The 16,858-nt window shown below is 37.7% G+C and carries 19 protein-coding genes and 1 tRNA gene; 14 read left to right on the top strand and 6 right to left on the bottom strand.

From position 1 onward, the window contains the following. Positions 1 to 2: 2 nt before the first annotated feature. The 8 genes from RBH95_RS07080 (at position 3) to RBH95_RS07045 (ending at position 7,323) form a co-directional block, all read left to right on the top strand. The gene (locus tag RBH95_RS07080) at positions 3 to 1,322 is read left to right on the top strand and encodes an AarF/ABC1/UbiB kinase family protein (protein WP_307901982.1); all 1,320 of its coding nucleotides are present in this window, start codon (positions 3 to 5) and stop codon (positions 1,320 to 1,322) included. Beyond that, on the top strand, positions 1,319 to 2,770 hold the full coding sequence (locus RBH95_RS07075; RefSeq protein ID WP_307901981.1) for an SDR family oxidoreductase: 1,452 nt from the start codon (positions 1,319 to 1,321) through the stop codon (positions 2,768 to 2,770). Before RBH95_RS07080 ends, RBH95_RS07075 begins: the two co-directional genes overlap by 4 nt. A 156-nt stretch (positions 2,771 to 2,926) precedes the next feature. After that, entirely contained in the window at positions 2,927 to 3,868 is a 942-nt protein-coding gene (locus RBH95_RS07070; protein ID WP_307901980.1) for a mechanosensitive ion channel family protein, read from the top strand. Continuing rightward, a complete protein-coding gene (locus RBH95_RS07065) occupies positions 3,865 to 4,548 on the top strand; it encodes an SDR family NAD(P)-dependent oxidoreductase (RefSeq protein ID WP_307901979.1) in 684 nt (227 codons plus the stop codon). Before RBH95_RS07070 ends, RBH95_RS07065 begins: the two co-directional genes overlap by 4 nt. 33 nt (positions 4,549 to 4,581) lie before the next feature. Continuing rightward, a complete protein-coding gene (locus RBH95_RS07060) occupies positions 4,582 to 5,091 on the top strand; it encodes a glutathione peroxidase (protein WP_307901978.1) in 510 nt (169 codons plus the stop codon). After that, positions 5,091 to 5,555 (top strand): TspO/MBR family protein, encoded by a 465-nt coding sequence (locus RBH95_RS07055; RefSeq protein ID WP_307901977.1) that lies wholly within the window; start codon positions 5,091 to 5,093, stop codon positions 5,553 to 5,555. The genes RBH95_RS07060 and RBH95_RS07055 overlap by 1 nt, the downstream gene beginning before the upstream one ends. Further along, positions 5,555 to 6,022 carry an SRPBCC family protein gene (locus tag RBH95_RS07050; protein ID WP_307901976.1) on the top strand — a complete coding sequence of 156 codons (468 nt, stop codon included), beginning with the start codon at positions 5,555 to 5,557 and terminating at the stop codon, positions 6,020 to 6,022. The genes RBH95_RS07055 and RBH95_RS07050 overlap by 1 nt, the downstream gene beginning before the upstream one ends. Continuing rightward, a complete protein-coding gene (locus RBH95_RS07045; RefSeq protein ID WP_307901975.1) occupies positions 6,019 to 7,323 on the top strand; it encodes a deoxyribodipyrimidine photo-lyase in 1,305 nt (434 codons plus the stop codon). Before RBH95_RS07050 ends, RBH95_RS07045 begins: the two co-directional genes overlap by 4 nt. A gap of 81 nt (positions 7,324 to 7,404) precedes the next feature. On the opposite strand, the gene RBH95_RS07040 is transcribed toward RBH95_RS07045, so the two are convergent. The 4 genes from RBH95_RS07040 to RBH95_RS07025 form a co-directional block, all read right to left on the bottom strand. Beyond that, entirely contained in the window at positions 7,405 to 7,932 is a 528-nt protein-coding gene (locus RBH95_RS07040; RefSeq protein ID WP_307901974.1) for a hypothetical protein, read from the bottom strand. A 179-nt stretch (positions 7,933 to 8,111) separates the two neighbouring features. After that, positions 8,112 to 9,428, bottom strand: coding sequence for a UDP-N-acetylglucosamine 1-carboxyvinyltransferase (gene murA / locus RBH95_RS07035; protein WP_307901973.1), 1,317 nt, complete (start codon positions 9,426 to 9,428; stop codon positions 8,112 to 8,114). 5 nt (positions 9,429 to 9,433) lie between these two features. Next, positions 9,434 to 10,087 (bottom strand): DUF4290 domain-containing protein, encoded by a 654-nt coding sequence (locus RBH95_RS07030; RefSeq protein ID WP_307901972.1) that lies wholly within the window; start codon positions 10,085 to 10,087, stop codon positions 9,434 to 9,436. Positions 10,088 to 10,267: 180 nt separating this feature from the next. Beyond that, positions 10,268 to 10,561 carry a DUF493 family protein gene (locus tag RBH95_RS07025; RefSeq protein ID WP_307901971.1) on the bottom strand — a complete coding sequence of 98 codons (294 nt, stop codon included), beginning with the start codon at positions 10,559 to 10,561 and terminating at the stop codon, positions 10,268 to 10,270. A gap of 192 nt (positions 10,562 to 10,753) precedes the next feature. Here RBH95_RS07025 and RBH95_RS07020 point away from each other — a divergent pair, with 192 nt between their 5' ends. The 5 genes from RBH95_RS07020 (at position 10,754) to RBH95_RS07000 (ending at position 15,337) form a co-directional block, all read left to right on the top strand. Then, the gene (locus RBH95_RS07020) at positions 10,754 to 11,293 is read left to right on the top strand and encodes an ATP-binding protein (protein WP_307901970.1); all 540 of its coding nucleotides are present in this window, start codon (positions 10,754 to 10,756) and stop codon (positions 11,291 to 11,293) included. Positions 11,294 to 11,295: 2 nt separating this feature from the next. After that, positions 11,296 to 13,203 carry an ATP-dependent DNA helicase RecQ gene (locus RBH95_RS07015; protein WP_307901969.1) on the top strand — a complete coding sequence of 636 codons (1,908 nt, stop codon included), beginning with the start codon at positions 11,296 to 11,298 and terminating at the stop codon, positions 13,201 to 13,203. Then, the gene (gene fmt, locus RBH95_RS07010) at positions 13,200 to 14,150 is read left to right on the top strand and encodes a methionyl-tRNA formyltransferase (protein WP_307901968.1); all 951 of its coding nucleotides are present in this window, start codon (positions 13,200 to 13,202) and stop codon (positions 14,148 to 14,150) included. Before RBH95_RS07015 ends, fmt begins: the two co-directional genes overlap by 4 nt. Before the next feature lie 197 nt (positions 14,151 to 14,347). After that, positions 14,348 to 14,620 carry an HU family DNA-binding protein gene (locus tag RBH95_RS07005; RefSeq protein ID WP_053992906.1) on the top strand — a complete coding sequence of 91 codons (273 nt, stop codon included), beginning with the start codon at positions 14,348 to 14,350 and terminating at the stop codon, positions 14,618 to 14,620. A 156-nt stretch (positions 14,621 to 14,776) separates the two neighbouring features. Continuing rightward, positions 14,777 to 15,337 (top strand): YqgE/AlgH family protein, encoded by a 561-nt coding sequence (locus RBH95_RS07000; RefSeq protein WP_307901967.1) that lies wholly within the window; start codon positions 14,777 to 14,779, stop codon positions 15,335 to 15,337. On the opposite strand, the gene RBH95_RS06995 is transcribed toward RBH95_RS07000, so the two are convergent. Together RBH95_RS06995 and RBH95_RS06990 are read right to left on the bottom strand one after the other, a co-directional pair. After that, complete coding sequence (locus RBH95_RS06995; RefSeq protein WP_307901966.1) at positions 15,334 to 16,182, bottom strand: aminotransferase class IV; 849 nt, start codon at positions 16,180 to 16,182, stop codon at positions 15,334 to 15,336. The genes RBH95_RS07000 and RBH95_RS06995 overlap by 4 nt on opposite strands. A gap of 55 nt (positions 16,183 to 16,237) precedes the next feature. Then, on the bottom strand, positions 16,238 to 16,630 hold the full coding sequence (locus tag RBH95_RS06990; RefSeq protein WP_307901965.1) for an START-like domain-containing protein: 393 nt from the start codon (positions 16,628 to 16,630) through the stop codon (positions 16,238 to 16,240). Positions 16,631 to 16,770: 140 nt separating this feature from the next. On the opposite strand from RBH95_RS06990, the gene RBH95_RS06985 reads away from it, so the two are divergent. After that, positions 16,771 to 16,844 (top strand) — tRNA-Met (locus RBH95_RS06985). The last annotated feature ends 14 nt before the right edge of the window (positions 16,845 to 16,858 follow it).

The following is a 16,858-nucleotide window of genomic DNA, read 5'->3' as shown; positions in this document are numbered from 1 at the left end:
CTATGAAAACCATTGATAAAATACCAACGTCAAAAATTGAACGGGCCTCCAAACTGGTAGCTACTGGAGCACGTGTTGGTGTCAACTACCTTAAATATTACGGAGATAAACTTACCAAAACAGAGCAAGAAGCCAAAAGTAGACTGGACCAAAATAATGCAGAGGACATCTATGACAGCCTAAAACAACTAAAAGGAAGTGCCCTGAAAGTTGCCCAAATGTTGAGCATGGAAAAAAGCATCCTGCCGCAGGCCTACGTAGAAAAGTTTTCATTGGCACAATTCTCGGTCCCACCGTTGTCCCCTGCCTTGGTGACAAAAACCTTTAAAACCTATTTCAAGAAATCTCCTCATGAAATTTACGATAAGTTCAATCCCACATCAGTTAATGCAGCCAGTATTGGCCAAGTTCATCTAGCGGAAAAAAATGGAAAAAAACTTGCCGTTAAAATTCAATATCCCGGAGTTGCCGAAAGCATCAAGTCAGATTTGGCCATGGTGAAGCCCATTGCCATAAAAATGTTCAACATTAAAGGAAAAGACTCAGACAAGTACTTTAAGGAAGTGGAAGGCAAATTGGTTGAGGAAACCAACTATATACTTGAATTACAACAAAGCGAGGAAGTGGCCAAGGCCTGCAAAAACATACCAAACCTTCTATTTCCAAATTATTATGAGCAGCTATCTTCAGAACGTATCATCACCATGGACTATATGGAAGGTGAACATCTTTCGGAATTTATTGCGCATAACACCAATCAAGATTTAGCCAACACATTAGGTCAAGCCCTTTGGGATTTTTACATGTTCCAGATTCACAAATTAAAAAAGGTACACGCCGATCCTCACCCCGGAAACTTCTTGGTTTCAAAAACCGGACAGTTAATTGCTCTTGATTTTGGTTGTATGAAAACTATTCCTGAAGCTTTTTATAATCCCTATTTTGAACTGGCAAATCCCAATACTTTGAACAACCCTGAAACGTTTAAAGCTAAAATGTTAGAGCTTGAAATACTACGTCCCGAAGACTCCAAGGAAGAAATTGAATTTTTCACCGCTATGTTTCATGACATACTGCAATTGTTTACGCAGCCCCTACTGTCTGAAACCTTTGATTTTTCTGACGCCAATTTCTTTGGAAAAATTGCCAACCTTGGAGAATCCTATGCCAAAAATACCGATTTGAGAAAAATGAACGGTAACCGAGGGTCACAGCATTTTATCTACATCAACAGGACCTTTTTCGGCCTCTACAGTTTGATGTTTGATTTGAAAGCTAAAAATGTTACGATTTCGAACTTTGAAACGCTTCCTCATCCATGAAAATCCTTCTAACCGGTGCAACGGGATATATAGGTAAACGGTTAATGCCAATCCTTTTGGAGCAGGGGCACATTGTGGTTTGTGCCGCAAGGGATAAATACCGTATTGATGAGCATTATCAAAACGATCCCAATGTAGATATTGTAGAAGTTGACTTTCTTAAACCTCAATCCTTATCAAACATTCCAAAAGACATTGATGCTGCTTACTATTTAATTCACTCATTATCCAATTCTTCAAAAGATTTTGAGGAACTGGAAGCTCAATGCGCTCTCAACTTCAAAGGCTATTTAGAGGGAACGCAGGTAAAGCAAGTGATTTTCCTTGGCGGCATTTCCAATGACGACAATCTTTCCAAGCACTTACGCTCAAGAAAGCACGTTGCCGACCTACTAAAATCTGATAAATACGCCACTACCATCTTGAAAGCTGGCATTATTGTTGGCTCCGGCAGTTCTTCTTTTGAAATCATAAGGGATTTAGTCGAAAAGCTTCCCGTAATGGTTGCGCCAAAATGGCTTCATACCAAAACGCAACCTCTCGCTATTCGAGATGTTTTGGCTTACTTAACTAAAAGTTTAGGCAACACCCAATTATACAATAATACCTACGATATATTTGGTCCCGAAATTATGACCTACAAGGACATGCTTCTACAGTTTGCCGAAGTTAGAAAGCTGAAGCGGTACATTCTAACGGTCCCGGTCATGACTCCAAGACTTTCCTCCTATTGGCTCTATTTTGTAACGTCCACATCCTATACGTTGGCATGCAATTTAGTAGATAGTATGGGGGTTGCTATCATTGGCAAACCAAGCAACATCAACACTATTTTGGATATTCATCCCATTACCTATAAAGAAGCAGTTACCTTGGCTTTTGAAAAGATTGAACAGAACAGCATCCTCTCAAGTTGGAAGGATTCATTTATAAGCAGCGGAGAACTTAAAAGCAATTCCCATAAATACATCAATGTTCCTAAGTTTGGCTGCTTCAAGGATTATAAAGAACGTAAAGTTCAAAACATTCCACTCACCTTATCAAAAATTTGGGCTATTGGCGGAGAAACGGGTTGGTATTACGGAAGTTTCTTATGGAATATTAGAGGGTATCTCGATAAAATGGTTGGCGGGATTGGACTTCGCAGAGGACGTACCCACCCGGACGATTTACATATTGGTGATGCCTTGGATTTTTGGCGTGTAATTTTTGCCGACAAGGAAAAAATGAAACTATTGCTCTATGCCGAAATGCGCCTTCCGGGCGAAGCTTGGCTGGAATTCAAGATTGAAAACAATGTTCTTAAACAAACAGCCACTTTTAGACCCCGTGGCCTTGCAGGTAGATTGTATTGGTATAGCGTGCTCCCCTTTCACCTTTTTATCTTCAACGGGATGATTTCCAAATTGGCTTCTCCCACAAATACGGAAGCCCATAACGTCGTATAATCAAAATCTTAAACACTCAGTATTGCAAACAGATTTTAGAAATAGTAAATTATATCATGTTTTAATTATCAATTTTCAAAAAACATCAAGAAAGCATTTCAATTGTTTTCTTCTCTATGACATTACTCGTATTTTATATTTCTAAAAATCAACTATATGACATTCATCAGACGCTACATTACTCCCTTTTTAATTATCCTTCTGGCACTTTTCCTTCCAAAGCTCAACCTACCCTTTATTCAAAATTCAGAGAACATCCATTACATGATGAGAAAAATTAGCTCCATCCTATTCATCATTGCCATAGCATGGACCATAATTGTACTGTTGAGGGTTTTTAAAAAGAACTATCTTGAAAATTATGACATAAACCAGGAAGACAACCTTCAGGCTCGAAAACTCTATACGCAATTTAATATCCTGGAGCGCATAATCATCTTTGTCATTATCGTAATTGCCATAGGTTCTGGATTAATGCTATTTGAAGACGTTAGAAAATTTGGGCTCAGTGTATTTGCTTCGGCCGGTATTGCTGGAATCATCCTCGGGTTTGCAGCTCAAAAAGCCTTAGCAACCATTTTGGCAGGAATGCAAATTGCCATTTCACAACCTATTCGATTGGATGATGTGTTAGTTGTGGAAGGCGAATGGGGCTGGGTAGAAGAAATTACCTTAACCTTTGTGGTAGTAAGGATTTGGGACAAACGTCGATTGGTATTACCAACCACCTATTTTATTGAAAAACCTTTCCAGAATTGGACCAGAACAACAGCTGAAATTTTGGGCACCGTATTTATCTACACGGATTATAACATCAATTTTGACGCCTTGAGGGAAGAACTTACTCGCCTGTTGGAGAGTACACATTTATGGGATAAAAAAGTAAACGTGCTTCAGGTCACTGACTCAAAGGAATCCAGTGTTGAAATACGCGCTCTAATGAGTGCCAAAAACTCCCCTGAAGCATGGGATTTAAGAGTATACGTTAGAGAGGGCTTGATTAAGTTCATTCAACAAAACTACCCAAACAGTTTACCAAAAACACGTATATCTATTTTAAACGATTTTGATAAGAAAACAGAAATAAAACAGTCATGAAAACAGTAATTATTGTTGGAGGCAGTAAAGGTATTGGCAAAGCCATAACAGAGCAATTGCTAGAAAACCATCATGTTGTCAACATTAGCAGGTCTGCCCCACAAATAACCCACAAAAACTTAGAACATCACCCTTGTGATATTCTCAAGGACAATTTACCTGATATTGAGCAGGCAGATGCCTTGGTATATTGTCCCGGAAGCATTAACCTCAAGCCTTTTGCAAGGTTTACTTTGGAAGATTTTAGAAATGATTTTGAAATAAATGTGCTTGGTGCCGTAAAAACGATTCAACAGTACTTGCCTGTATTAAAAAATAGTATGGCTCCCTCCATTTTATTGTTCAGCACCGTAGCTTCAAAATTAGGGATGCCCTTTCATGCAAGTATAGCAACCTCAAAATCCGGTATAGAAGGCTTGGTTAAAACACTTGGAGCGGAACTAGCCCCAAAAATAAGAATCAACGCCATTGCTCCTACTGTTACCGACACTGAACTGGCTTCCAAACTGTTGAGAAATGAAAAGATGACAGCCAATATTATAGAAAGACACCCCCTTAAAAAATTCTTAAACCCACAAGAAGTTGCCGATTTAGCCGTATTTTTAGTATCAGATAAATCTGCCTCAATGTCCGGACAAATCTTCGAAATGGATTGTGGTATTGTAACCTTTAAAATTTAAAAATTCATGCGAACCTTAATACTTATATTAACCATGTTTTCCATATTTAAAACAGCTTCCCAAAACCCACCAAAACAATCTATTTACGACATTAAGATAAATAGTATTGACAATACCCCTATTGACTTATCCGACTACAAAGGCAAAAAAATACTATTTGTGAATGTAGCTTCCGAATGCGGTTTTACGCCTCAATATGAAGAATTGGAAGAACTGTACAAAACCTACAAAGACCAACTAATGGTGATTGGGCTTCCATGCAATCAATTTGGAGGTCAAGAACCTGGGAATGCCAATGAGATTAAAACTTTTTGCCAAAAAAATTATGGTGTAACCTTTTTGATTACTGAAAAGATAGACGTTAAAGGAGATCATCAACATCCACTGTACCAATGGCTCACGGATAAAGATATTAACGGTGTATCAAATTCTGGAGTGAAGTGGAATTTCCAAAAATACCTGGTAGATGAAAACGGTCACTTAGTGGATTATTACTATTCCATCACCAAGCCTTTAAGCAAAAAAATCACAAAACACCTATAATGAAACTGTTTAAACTCATCGTTGTTTTTTTGATTATCAATTTTGGTGCCCTAGCCTTAGGGACTTGGTTTATGGACAATGGTCCACAATCAGAATGGTACCTCAACCTTAACAAAGCTCCTTGGACTCCAGAAGGATGGGTATTTGGAGCTGCCTGGTTTACCATCATGCTATGTTTCTCCATTTATATGGCCTTTTTAGTACGAGATTTAGGCTCCAAATTTATATGGACACTTTTTACTGTCCAGTTCATTTTAAATGTATCTTGGAATTACGTCTTCTTTAAGCAACATCTTATTTTTCCTGGCTTATTGATTATTATCCTGTTAACCCTAGTAGTCATTTATTTCTTCTTTAAATACCGCATTGAAAAGGTTCGGGAAATGAGGCTTCTCTTGCTTCCCTATATCATCTGGCTTGTAATTGCCACCTCACTGAACGCATACATTTTTCTTTATAATTGATGAAAGTTTACAGTTTACATAAAATTCAGAATCTGCCAATTTCTGTGGACGAAGCATGGCAATTCCTTTCCAATCCCAAGAACTTACAGACCATTACTCCAGATTATATGGGCTTCCATATTATATCCGGTGCCGACAGATCTATGTATCCTGGACAAATTGTTCAATATTGGGTAGCTCCAATCCTAGGCCTAAAAACCAAATGGGTTACCGAAATCACCCATGTACAACACCTAGAGTATTTTGTAGACGAACAACGATTTGGCCCCTATGCACTATGGCATCACAAACATTTTATCAAACCCATAAAGGGAGGTGTGCAAATGGAAGATTTAATTGACTACAAACTACCTTTCGGCATTTTAGGGCAAATGGTACACCCTTTGTTGGTACGCCCGAAATTGGAAGAAATCTTCCAATACAGATATGAAAAATTAGAAGCCATTTTTGGTAAATACACTCCATGAAACAAGACATTAATATATTCTGGTTCCGCAGAGACCTAAGATTGAATGACAATATTGGACTCAACCAAGCCTTACAGGGAAATCACTCGGTACTGCCCATCTTTATTTTCGACCCCAATATTTTAGAAGAACTTCCAAAAAATGATGCACGAGTTAACTTCATCCATAAAACAATTCAAGACCTCAAGACAACTCTTGAAACAAGTTATGGGAGTTCCTTAGCTATTTTTCATAAAACTCCACTAGAGGCTTTTAAACAACTTTCTGAAGAATACAATATCCATACAGTTTATACCAATCATGATTACGAACCTTACGCAAAGCAGCGGGATACAGAAATCGATAAATTCCTATCTTCCAAAAAAATCCATTTTTCCACGTTTAAAGACCAGGTTATTTTTGAAAAGGATGAGATCGTAAAACAAAACGGCACACCCTATGCGGTCTATACGCCTTACATGAAAGCTTGGAAAGCCCGCTTCAAAAATCTATCCCTTGATGGAACAACACCTGAAGCCAATTTCGACAATCTATATAAGCATACTCCAACCAAAAATTTTACTCTGGAAGATTTAGGGTTTGAAGTCTCTTCACAAGAAATTGCGCCTTACAAGCTGTCTTCACAAAGCATCCAAAACTATGAAGCCACCCGAAATTATCCTGGTAAGGACAGTACTTCCCGTTTAGGGCCTCATTTACGCTTTGGTACCGTGAGTATTCGAGACATCGTAAAACAAGCCGCCGTCGAATCGAATGAAGTGTTTTTACAGGAATTGATTTGGAGGGAATTCTTTATGCAGATTCTTTGGCATTTTCCACATACGGCCACGCAAAGTTTCAAACCTAAATACGACAACATTCCATGGCGAAACAAGGAAGAAGAATTTAAAAAATGGTGTAAAGGCAACACAGGGTATCCCTTAGTAGATGCAGGTATGCGACAATTGAACACCACTGGGTTTATGCATAACAGAGTGCGTATGTTGGTTGGTAGCTTTTTATGTAAACATCTTTTGATAGATTGGCGGTGGGGTGAAGCCTATTTCGCCGAAAAACTTCATGATTACGAAATGGCCAGCAATATTGGTAATTGGCAATGGGTAGCAGGCTGTGGTGTCGATGCCGCTCCCTATTTTAGAATTTTCAATCCTACAACACAAATTGAAAAATTTGACAAAGACTTAAAATACATTTCCAAATGGGCCCCAGATTTTCAAGAACTCACCTATCCACAGCCCATGGTGGATCACAAAGAGGCCAGAGAGCGTTGTTTGAATACTTATAAGGCTGCATTGAATTAAGTTTTGAATTCAGAACAATGAAAATAAAGAATTTTAAATTTTAAAAAACGGAAGGAATTTCACATCTACTGACGATAAGTTTTATTCATGTAACAGTCTATTTTTTAAAAAGTCATTCTCCAATTCCACAATTAACTTTTCTCTATTTTTCATATGAGCCAATACACTTATTAATGGTAGGTCTTGATACATATAATTCAAATAGTCAAATTTCTTACCATCCCGATTCTGAACAACATCTGTATTTAACTCTTTTCGAACTCTTTTGGCTAAATTTTCATCTATAATCAATTCCAAGATATCAGTTCTATAGTTTTCTAGTTTTGAAATGAATTCAGCCCCGTTTAGATTATATTTTTCGCCATTGAAGAAAAATTCGTTGATAGGTTCTTTCTCAGAAAATTCACCATTGTAATTGGTTGGGTCTTCAATATTTCCAATTAATTCCGTGTATGTTTTGCGCAAATATTTAAAGTATTCAGTTGTCAGACTATCGTATGATTTTGCCACCTCATCTTCAATGAGTTTCTCATCTTTAAGGATTTCCGAAATTTGAGTTTCCAACAATTCTGTTGATTGAATGGATTCTTCAATTAATAGTCCATACATGGCATATGGTTCTTCCTTTTGTTTACAAGAAAATATAGTTACAAATAAAAATAGAAATGTAATTTTTCGCATAGGACTTATTCAACTTACGGTCAACTTTAAACTAAAAGATAATTTACATAAAAAAACCTGTAAAGAAACTCTCCTTACAGGTTTTGTTTTATTTAATTAAATGCTTTTTAGTTACCACTTACACGCTCAATCTTCGCGCCAATAGCTCTTAAACGTTCATCGATGTTTTCATAACCTCTATCAATCTGTTCGATATTATGGATGGTAGAAGTTCCTTTGGCAGATAATGCTGCAATCAACAAGGACACCCCTGCTCTAATATCTGGAGAGGTCATGGTTGTTGCTTTTAAGGTCGATTTAAAATCATGCCCAATTACAGTTGCTCTATGCGGATCACAAAGAATGATCTTAGCGCCCATATCGATTAATTTATCAACGAAGAATAAACGGCTCTCAAACATCTTTTGGTGTACCAGCACACTGCCTCTCGCCTGTGTTGCCACGACTAAAATAATACTCAACAAATCTGGCGTAAATCCAGGCCAAGGGGCATCGGAAACGGTTAGGATAGACCCATCTATATAATTTTGGATTTCATAACCATCCTCATGTTTTGGAATATGGATATCGTCGCCTTGACGCTCTACAGTAATCCCCAATTTGCGGAATACATTTGGGATCAATCCCAAATCATCCCAACTCACATTGGTGATGGTCAATTCACTTTTGGTCATGGCAGCCAAACCTATCCAGCTCCCAATTTCAATCATATCCGGAAGCATTCTGTGTTCGGTACCTCCCAATTGGTCCACGCCTTCAATAGTCAACATGTTGGAACCAACTCCTGTAATCTTTGCCCCCATTCTATTCAACATCTTGCAAAGTTGTTGCAAATAAGGTTCACAGGCGGCATTATAGATAGTGGTTGTGCCTTCGGCCAAAACCGCAGCCATAACAATATTAGCAGTTCCCGTTACCGAAGCTTCATCCAAAAGCATGTAGGTTCCTTTCAGCTTTTTAGCTTCAACCCCATAAAAATGGTCTTCACGGTTATAACGGAATTTAGCTCCTAGATTGATAAACCCTTCAAAGTGCGTATCCAATCTACGACGACCAATTTTGTCTCCTCCCGGCTTTGGAATATATCCTTTCCCAAATCTTGCCAAAAGCGGCCCTACAATCATGATAGATCCTCTTAAGCCTTTTCCGTCTTCCTTAAATTCGGCAGACTCCAAATAGGCCATATTCACCTCATCGGCTTTAAACGTATAGGATCCTTTTCCTATTTTATTAATTTTCACTCCAAGTTTCCCCAACAACGCAATAAGTTTGTTGACGTCAACAATATCCGGAATGTTATGTATGGTAATTTCTTCTGCAGTAAGCAATACTGCGCATAGAATTTGTAAAGCTTCGTTTTTCGCTCCTTGAGGCTGAATTTTACCTTTTAATTGGTGGCCTCCTTCAATTACAAATGTACTCATTAAACTTAGTAGCGTTTTCTGTTTCGGTTGGAATTACTATTACTCTTTTTGTGATGAGATTTTTTGCCTCCAGAAGAGAATTTCTTTTTACTGCGCATTAAACTGGTAGAATCTGACAAATCTTCATCACTTTCTCTTAGGTTAATTTTACCTCCAGATAGCTCATAAAGATGGCCAAAAATAACATCGTCTTCAACCGTATCCTTATTCCAATTCAGGAAACACTTTTTCATGTGGTTGGCGATGGTATAGATAAGGGCTTCCTTAAGATCCCCATCTTCCCAAGTATTGGCCACATCAATCATGGTTTTAATGTTGTTACCATAAAATCTATACTTTGGATGGTTTTGAGGATATTCCAATGGTTCTGGGCGCGACTGTAGTTCCTCTCGTGAAGGTTTTTCATAAGGAGAATCTACATCCAAATCAAAATTAGCCATGATGAACAACTGGTCCCAAAGTTTATGCTGAAAATCGGGCACGTCTCTTAAGTGAGGCTGCAAGTTCCCCATTACCGAAATAATGGCTTTGGCTACTTTATTGCGTTCTTCCTTTTCTGGGATGGCTTTTGCGTAATTAATCATTTTTTGCAAGTGCCTTCCATATTCAGGAATGATTAAATGTTCACGCTCTGTATTGTATTCTAAATCGTCTATCAAAATAAATTATTGAGGTATTTACAATAGTGCTCGTAGTTGGTAGCACTCTTGCGCAAAATACAAAAAAAATTAAATAGTCTACGAAAATAAACAAAGGGAAATTCCCTCATTGTCAATAAAAGTAAGCTGGCACAACTACTTTCACCATATTAGTTGGGCTGTGGGTGCCAATACGGACTTTTACAAACTAATAACACCTTCTACTTTGTCCGCTACTTCCTTATACTTCGCAATTACAGCATCAGGATCTTGCATGTTTACATTTACGGAAACACTAGTGTATTTACCATTTTTAGATTCGGTAGTATGAATTACCGCTCCCATATTGTTAAATAATGCTTCAATAGTGTGTATTTTTGCAGCATCGCTAGGCACAATAAATTTGTAAAGATATATAGAAGGCCATGTTGCCGTGTCATAAAGTTGAGACCTTAGTTTCTTGTAGAATTCTTCTGGGTTACCTTGTATGCTCATCGTTAATTTTTAATAGGCAAATATACGGTTTCCTTTGTATTAATCACAGCCTATTTAACATCTTGATAAGTAAACTCAAGAAGATTTTCTGCACTCCTCTCCCCATTTCACTTCCCTCAATCTTAGTGAATTTAAGCCCATAATTGGTAATGATTATTTAAATTCCGAATTTTACAGCATAAAATCCGTGCATTGAACACAAAAAGAATCGTAATTACAGGAGGTCCCGGTACCGGAAAATCGTCCATTATAGAAGACCTAAAACAACGCGGCTACAATTGTTTTGATGAAATTTCACGTCAGGTAACCCTAGAAGCCCGTAAAAAAGGTATTGAACAACTGTTTCTGACCGAGCCTCTTAAGTTTAGTGAAATGCTTTTGGAAGGTCGGGTGAAACAGTTTTTGGATGCAAAGCACCAAGAGGAAAAGGCGGTGTTTTATGACCGAGGCATCCCAGATGTATTGGCTTACATGGACTATATTGGTGACCAATATCCTGTTTCTTTTGTAGATATGTGTGAAAGACATACCTACAACCATGTGTTTGTATTAGCACCTTGGCAAGAAATTTTTCAAAGCGACAGTGAGCGCTATGAAAATTTTGAACAAGCAGTTAATATCCACAAACATTTGGTGGCTACCTATGCTAGCTATGGCTATCATTTGCATGATGTCCCTTTTGGCTCCGTCTCCAATAGAACCGATTTTATCTTAGGGTTATTAAATCTTTAGACATGCACCCTATTCAAGTTTTAGAACGGTATTACAATCATACCTCCTTTAGACCACTTCAGGAGGACATCATCAATGCGGTGCTTGAAAATGAAGACACCTTTGCTCTACTACCCACAGGGGGCGGAAAATCGGTGTGCTTTCAAATTCCAGCTATTATCAAAAAAGGAATCTGCATTGTAGTGTCTCCCTTAGTGGCCCTTATGAAGGATCAGGTGAATAACCTCAACGAAAAAGGCATCAAAGCCATGGCCATCACCAGCGGCCTTAGTGCTGAACGATTAGATACACTTTTGGACAATTGCATTTACGGGAATTATAAATTCCTGTACCTCTCTCCGGAACGGCTTCAGCAAAGTTTGGTTCAGGATAGGATTCAACAAATGAATGTCAATCTTATCGCGGTAGATGAAGCCCATTGTATTTCGCAATGGGGAAACGACTTTAGGCCTGCTTATAAAAACATTAATGTTTTAAGACGTCTGCACCCCACAGTGAACATGATTGCCCTTACCGCAACGGCCAAACCCGATGTGGTAGAGGATATCATGAAGGAGCTCGACTTTATTTCACCCAAGGTATTCCGAGCCTCCTTTTACAGACCAAACATTGCCTATATTGTGGTTGAGGCCGAAGACAAGCTCTATAAACTGGAACAAATCCTAAAAAAGCATCAGGGCGCTTCTATTATCTACGCCAGAAATAGAAAATCTACGATTGAAATAAGTCAGTATCTGTCTCAAAAGGGCTTTGCAAGCACGTTTTTTCACGGTGGGCTTAACAGCGATGAAAAACAAGACCGCTTATATGCCTGGACCCACAACCAAACCCCCATTATGGTGGCGACTACAGCTTTTGGAATGGGGATTGACAAACCAGATGTAAAAACGGTGATTCACATCAATTTGCCCGAAAGTTTGGAAAGCTATTACCAGGAAGCCGGTAGAGCAGGTAGAAATGAAAAAAAGGCCTTTGCTGTCATCTTAAAAAGTAAAGCAGACGAGCAACAGCTACACAACCAATTTTTGAAAACCCTCCCCAGTATAGATTTCATCAAATTGGTTTACAGAAAGCTATGTAATTACTTTCAGGTATCTTACGGCGAGGGTGTTAACAGTGTATTTCAATTCAATTTTATAGACTTTTGCAAGGCCTATGAATTCAACACTACACTTGCTTATAATGTGTTGCAGTTGTTGGACCGAAACAGTGTGATATATCTATCACAACAATTCAACCAACAAAGCAAGGTGCAATTCATTATTAGCAACCAAGCACTTTTTCATTATTTGGACACTCATAGTGACTTGTCTATTATTGTGAAATCAATCCTTAGAACCTACGGAGGTATCTTTGAACATTTACTGAAAATAAATACGAAACTGGTTGCCAATAAAGCAAGTTTGCCAGAAGCTGTCATTATTAAAGCTCTGGAACAGCTGCAAAGGGATGAAATTATCACTTTTCAACATTCCAATACAGATTCTGAACTTACATTCATACAGCCAAGAGAAGATGACAAAACCATCAACCGGATTTCAAAGATCATCTTGCAACAACACAAATTAAGGCAAGATCAAATCACTTCGGTTATCAACTATACCAACAATGATGGCATTTGTAAAAGCGTACAATTGCTAAAATATTTTGGAGAAAGCGATGTTAAGGACTGTGGTATTTGTTCGGTATGCATTTCCAAAGAAAAACAAAAAAGGCCAGCAAATACAGACCTTAAAAGCATTAAAAATGCCATTATTACCGCTTTAGAAACTGAACCTTTATCCTCAAGAGATTTAGCCAACATGCTCCCGTACGAAGAACATGTTATTTTAAACGTTTTAAAACTTATGTTGGAACATCACATAATTAATATTACACCCACAAACACCTATAAATTAACACACACATGAAAAATTCCCCTCGCATAGTATTTATGGGCACACCAGATTTTGCTGTTGCCAACCTTGACGCCCTAGTTACTAAGGGTTATAATATTGTGGGCGTTATCACGGCTCCAGACAAACCAGCGGGTCGCGGTAGAAAGCTCAACCAATCAGCCGTAAAAACTTATGCCCTTTCCAAAGGCTTAAATGTTTTGCAGCCAACCAATCTAAAATCGGAAGCATTTGTTGAAGAATTAAAAGCTCTGGAAGCCGATTTGCAAATAGTCGTTGCTTTTAGAATGCTGCCAAAAGTAGTTTGGGACATGCCAAAATATGGAACCTTCAACTTGCACGCTTCTTTGCTGCCGGATTACAGAGGTGCCGCACCAATACATTGGGCCATTATAAATGGAGAAACCAAAACGGGAGTAACTACGTTCTTTATAGATGAAAAGATTGACACAGGAGCTGTTATTCTTCAAAAGGAAACCGCTATCGCTCCAGACGAAACCGTAGGGATGTTGCATGACCGCCTTATGCACATGGGAAGTGAACTTATCATAGAAACTGTTGATCTTATCGCTGCAGGAAATGTGACTACTACTATTCAGCCCCAAAATGACGATTTAAAAACAGCCTACAAACTAAACAAAGACAATTGTAAAATAGATTGGACACAACCATTAGACACCATTTACAATCATATTAGAGGCTTAAATCCATTTCCATCGGCCTGGTGCAATTTGGAAAACAATGGAGAAACCTTAGCGGTAAAGATTTTTGCCATTGATAAGGAAAAGAGTTCCCACAATAATGCTATTGGCTCCATTCAAGTAGAAAAAAACCATTTAAAGGTTTCGGTTAAAGACGGTTACCTCATAATTAAAGAAATTCAGCTTCCCGGAAAACGAAAAATGGAGGTAAAATCACTTTTGAACGGATTCCAGTTTTTGGAGGGGGCAAAAATGCTCTAAACCCTTGCTATTACTGAAAAAATTGAAAACATCGACAAAATGCACATCCTTTATTAACAAATCGTTAAAGTTATCAACAAATATTTGCATTTCCCTTGCTATTACTTGCGTGAATGGATTATCCGTATAAATTTGTAGGAGGATTTAACAATTAACGTTTAACCCAACTATTATTTAATAATTAAAAATTTAAATTTATGAACAAAACAGATTTAATCAATGGAATGGCAGAAAACGCTGGAATTTCTAAAGCTGCGGCCAAAAAAGCATTAGATTCATTATTAATTGACATCGAAGGAGCTTTACAAAAAGGAAATAGAGTTTCTTTGGTAGGATTTGGAACTTGGTCTGTATCTAAAAGATCTGCAAGAGAGGGAAGAAATCCACAAACTGGTAAAACTATCCAAATTAAAGCTAAAAACGTAGTTAAGTTTAAAGCAGGATCTGATTTATCAAGCGCTATTAACTAAAACCAAAAGCACTAAAAAATTATTTTAGTCTTTTTATAACTTATATTTTAAAAACTCACTTGTCAAGTGAGTTTTTTTTTACGGTAAAGTGGTTAGTTGTAGATTTTGTTGGTTTTTAAAAAAATAAGTTTTAGATTTATGATAAATCATACTGCTATGATTACACTTCAACCAAAAAAAGGTCACTTGTTAGTGGCCGAACCATCTATTATTGGAGACATGTCTTTCAATAGGTCTGTAATTTTACTAGCCGACCACACTGAACAAGGCTCCATTGGCTTTATATTGAATAAGCCACTTCCGTACACATTGGGGGACCTCATTACAGAAACCGATGCAAACATCAAGGTGTTCAACGGTGGCCCTGTAGAACAGGACAACCTCTACTTTATCCATAAGGTCCCGGAACTCATTCCGGACAGTATAGAGATATCGAATGGAATTTATTGGGGCGGCAATTTTGAGATTGTCTTGGGCTTGTTAAACAGTGGACAACTAGTCGATTCGGATATTAGGTTTTTCCTAGGCTATTCGGGGTGGGAACCTAGCCAATTGGACAGAGAATTACATTCCAGCTCTTGGGTGGTATCGGAGAACGTTTATAGAAATGAGCTTATCAAGAAAAGCGGAGACAGTTTTTGGAAAGAAAAAATGATAGAATTTGGAGGCGAGTACTGCATTTGGTCCAACGCCCCCGAAAATCCAAGTTATAATTAAGATAGCCTGATTTTTACATTTAGCTTTTCAACTAAAATACGCGCTATGGTATTGCCAAAGATTTTCTTCCTGTACTTTGTTACGGGTTGAATTCCTGTAATAACATTGGTAACAAATAGTTCGTCTGCTTTTTGCAGTTCAAAAGGTGAAATTGAAGCTTCCGAGAACTCATAATCGCCCATGGTCAAGAGCAATTCTATAATTTGCTTTCTCAAAATGCCTTTTAAACAGCCATCTTGTAATGGTGGTGACTTAATTTTGTCGCCTTTCACCAAAAACAGATTTCCATTAAGGGCCTCTACTACTTGCTTTTCGGTATTCAATAAGAGGCAATTTTGCAATTGATTTTCTTCCGCATATACACTTCCCAAGACATTGATAATTTTGTTATTGGTCTTTAACGTACTCAACAGGCCTGGAGCGACATAATAATCTTTAAACAAATCTACTTCGTATGCCTTTTCGGTATCGATAGAGTAAAAAGGCGTATCCAATGGCTCTGCAATTACATTATATGTAATCTTTTTGTGCAACGGTGTGTACTTTCCTCCTTCTCCCCTGTCTACCGTAAATCTTACCCTAGCCGGTTGGTTTGTAAGGTTATTTGCTTCAACGGTCTTTAAAATTTCATCTTGAAGAAACTCCATTGTAAATTCCATAGGGATTTCCATTCGTAAAATGCGCATGGAAGCCATTAACCTAAAATAATGATCTTCCAAAAATAGAATTTTACCATGTACTACCTTTAAGGTCTCAAAAAGAGCATCTCCAAATTGGTACCCTCTATTGTTTATGGATAGATTGAATTGTGTTTCTTCCTGAAGTGTTCCGTTTAAATTGATCATAAAAAAAGTCCCGATTAAAAATCGGGACAAATATATAACTTATATTACTGTTAGTCTAGGCTGAACCCAAAACATGTTTTAAATCTGATATCTGGTTTTCCCAAAGCATTTTGGCTTCATCCATTTCATCTTCTTCTATAAAATCGGTAATAATCAATGACACATCTTTAGTAATCTCATCAACTTGTATTTTGATTTCAAAAAAATAAGAGGCATTATCTGCATCATCATTGAGCCATCTAAATTTGATGCGCTCCCCACTCTTCTTGCTCAACATTTTAGCTTTCTCCTCACTATCATCCCAAATAAAAGTGAATATCTCCCCTCTAGAGTTTACATTGTCGGCAAACCACTCGGACAAACCTGAAGGCGTTGATATATATTGGTACAACAATTGGGGCGAGGCGTGGATAGGGAATTCTATTTCTAACTTAATTTTTTCTTCCATATATAAACATTATTATCACGCTCAATATATACATTAATTGGATAGTTTAAAACAAAAATTAAAAAAATAATTTAATACATTTTTTCTTGTGGAAACTAAATTTGTTTATATATTTGCACCCGCGAAAGCAAAACAAGAATGGCGAGGTAGCTCAGTTGGTTAGAGCGTTGGATTCATAACCCAGAGGTCACGAGTTCAAATCTCGTCCTCGCTACAAGGAGAAATCCC

It is taken from the genome of Mangrovimonas sp. YM274 (assembly GCF_030908385.1).
Taxonomy (GTDB): domain Bacteria; phylum Bacteroidota; class Bacteroidia; order Flavobacteriales; family Flavobacteriaceae; genus Mangrovimonas_A.
This window is presented reverse-complemented; position numbering and strand designations above follow the sequence as displayed.

What these genes read in the sequence shown, in the direction of transcription:
- RBH95_RS07080 (WP_307901982.1), top strand. Translation starts at nt 3, where the DNA reads ATGAAAACCATTGATAAAATACCAACGTCAAAAATTGAACGGGCCTCC.
- RBH95_RS07075 (WP_307901981.1), top strand. Translation starts at nt 1,319, where the DNA reads ATGAAAATCCTTCTAACCGGTGCAACGGGATATATAGGTAAACGGTTA.
- RBH95_RS07070 (WP_307901980.1), top strand. Translation starts at nt 2,927, where the DNA reads ATGACATTCATCAGACGCTACATTACTCCCTTTTTAATTATCCTTCTG.
- RBH95_RS07065 (WP_307901979.1), top strand. Translation starts at nt 3,865, where the DNA reads ATGAAAACAGTAATTATTGTTGGAGGCAGTAAAGGTATTGGCAAAGCC.
- RBH95_RS07060 (WP_307901978.1), top strand. Translation starts at nt 4,582, where the DNA reads ATGTTTTCCATATTTAAAACAGCTTCCCAAAACCCACCAAAACAATCT.
- RBH95_RS07055 (WP_307901977.1), top strand. Translation starts at nt 5,091, where the DNA reads ATGAAACTGTTTAAACTCATCGTTGTTTTTTTGATTATCAATTTTGGT.
- RBH95_RS07050 (WP_307901976.1), top strand. Translation starts at nt 5,555, where the DNA reads ATGAAAGTTTACAGTTTACATAAAATTCAGAATCTGCCAATTTCTGTG.
- RBH95_RS07045 (WP_307901975.1), top strand. Translation starts at nt 6,019, where the DNA reads ATGAAACAAGACATTAATATATTCTGGTTCCGCAGAGACCTAAGATTG.
- RBH95_RS07040 (WP_307901974.1), bottom strand. Translation starts at nt 7,932, where the DNA reads ATGTATGGACTATTAATTGAAGAATCCATTCAATCAACAGAATTGTTG.
- murA (WP_307901973.1), bottom strand. Translation starts at nt 9,428, where the DNA reads ATGAGTACATTTGTAATTGAAGGAGGCCACCAATTAAAAGGTAAAATT.
- RBH95_RS07025 (WP_307901971.1), bottom strand. Translation starts at nt 10,561, where the DNA reads ATGAGCATACAAGGTAACCCAGAAGAATTCTACAAGAAACTAAGGTCT.
- RBH95_RS07015 (WP_307901969.1), top strand. Translation starts at nt 11,296, where the DNA reads ATGCACCCTATTCAAGTTTTAGAACGGTATTACAATCATACCTCCTTT.
- fmt (WP_307901968.1), top strand. Translation starts at nt 13,200, where the DNA reads ATGAAAAATTCCCCTCGCATAGTATTTATGGGCACACCAGATTTTGCT.
- RBH95_RS07005 (WP_053992906.1), top strand. Translation starts at nt 14,348, where the DNA reads ATGAACAAAACAGATTTAATCAATGGAATGGCAGAAAACGCTGGAATT.
- RBH95_RS07000 (WP_307901967.1), top strand. Translation starts at nt 14,777, where the DNA reads ATGATTACACTTCAACCAAAAAAAGGTCACTTGTTAGTGGCCGAACCA.
- RBH95_RS06995 (WP_307901966.1), bottom strand. Translation starts at nt 16,182, where the DNA reads ATGATCAATTTAAACGGAACACTTCAGGAAGAAACACAATTCAATCTA.
- RBH95_RS06990 (WP_307901965.1), bottom strand. Translation starts at nt 16,630, where the DNA reads ATGGAAGAAAAAATTAAGTTAGAAATAGAATTCCCTATCCACGCCTCG.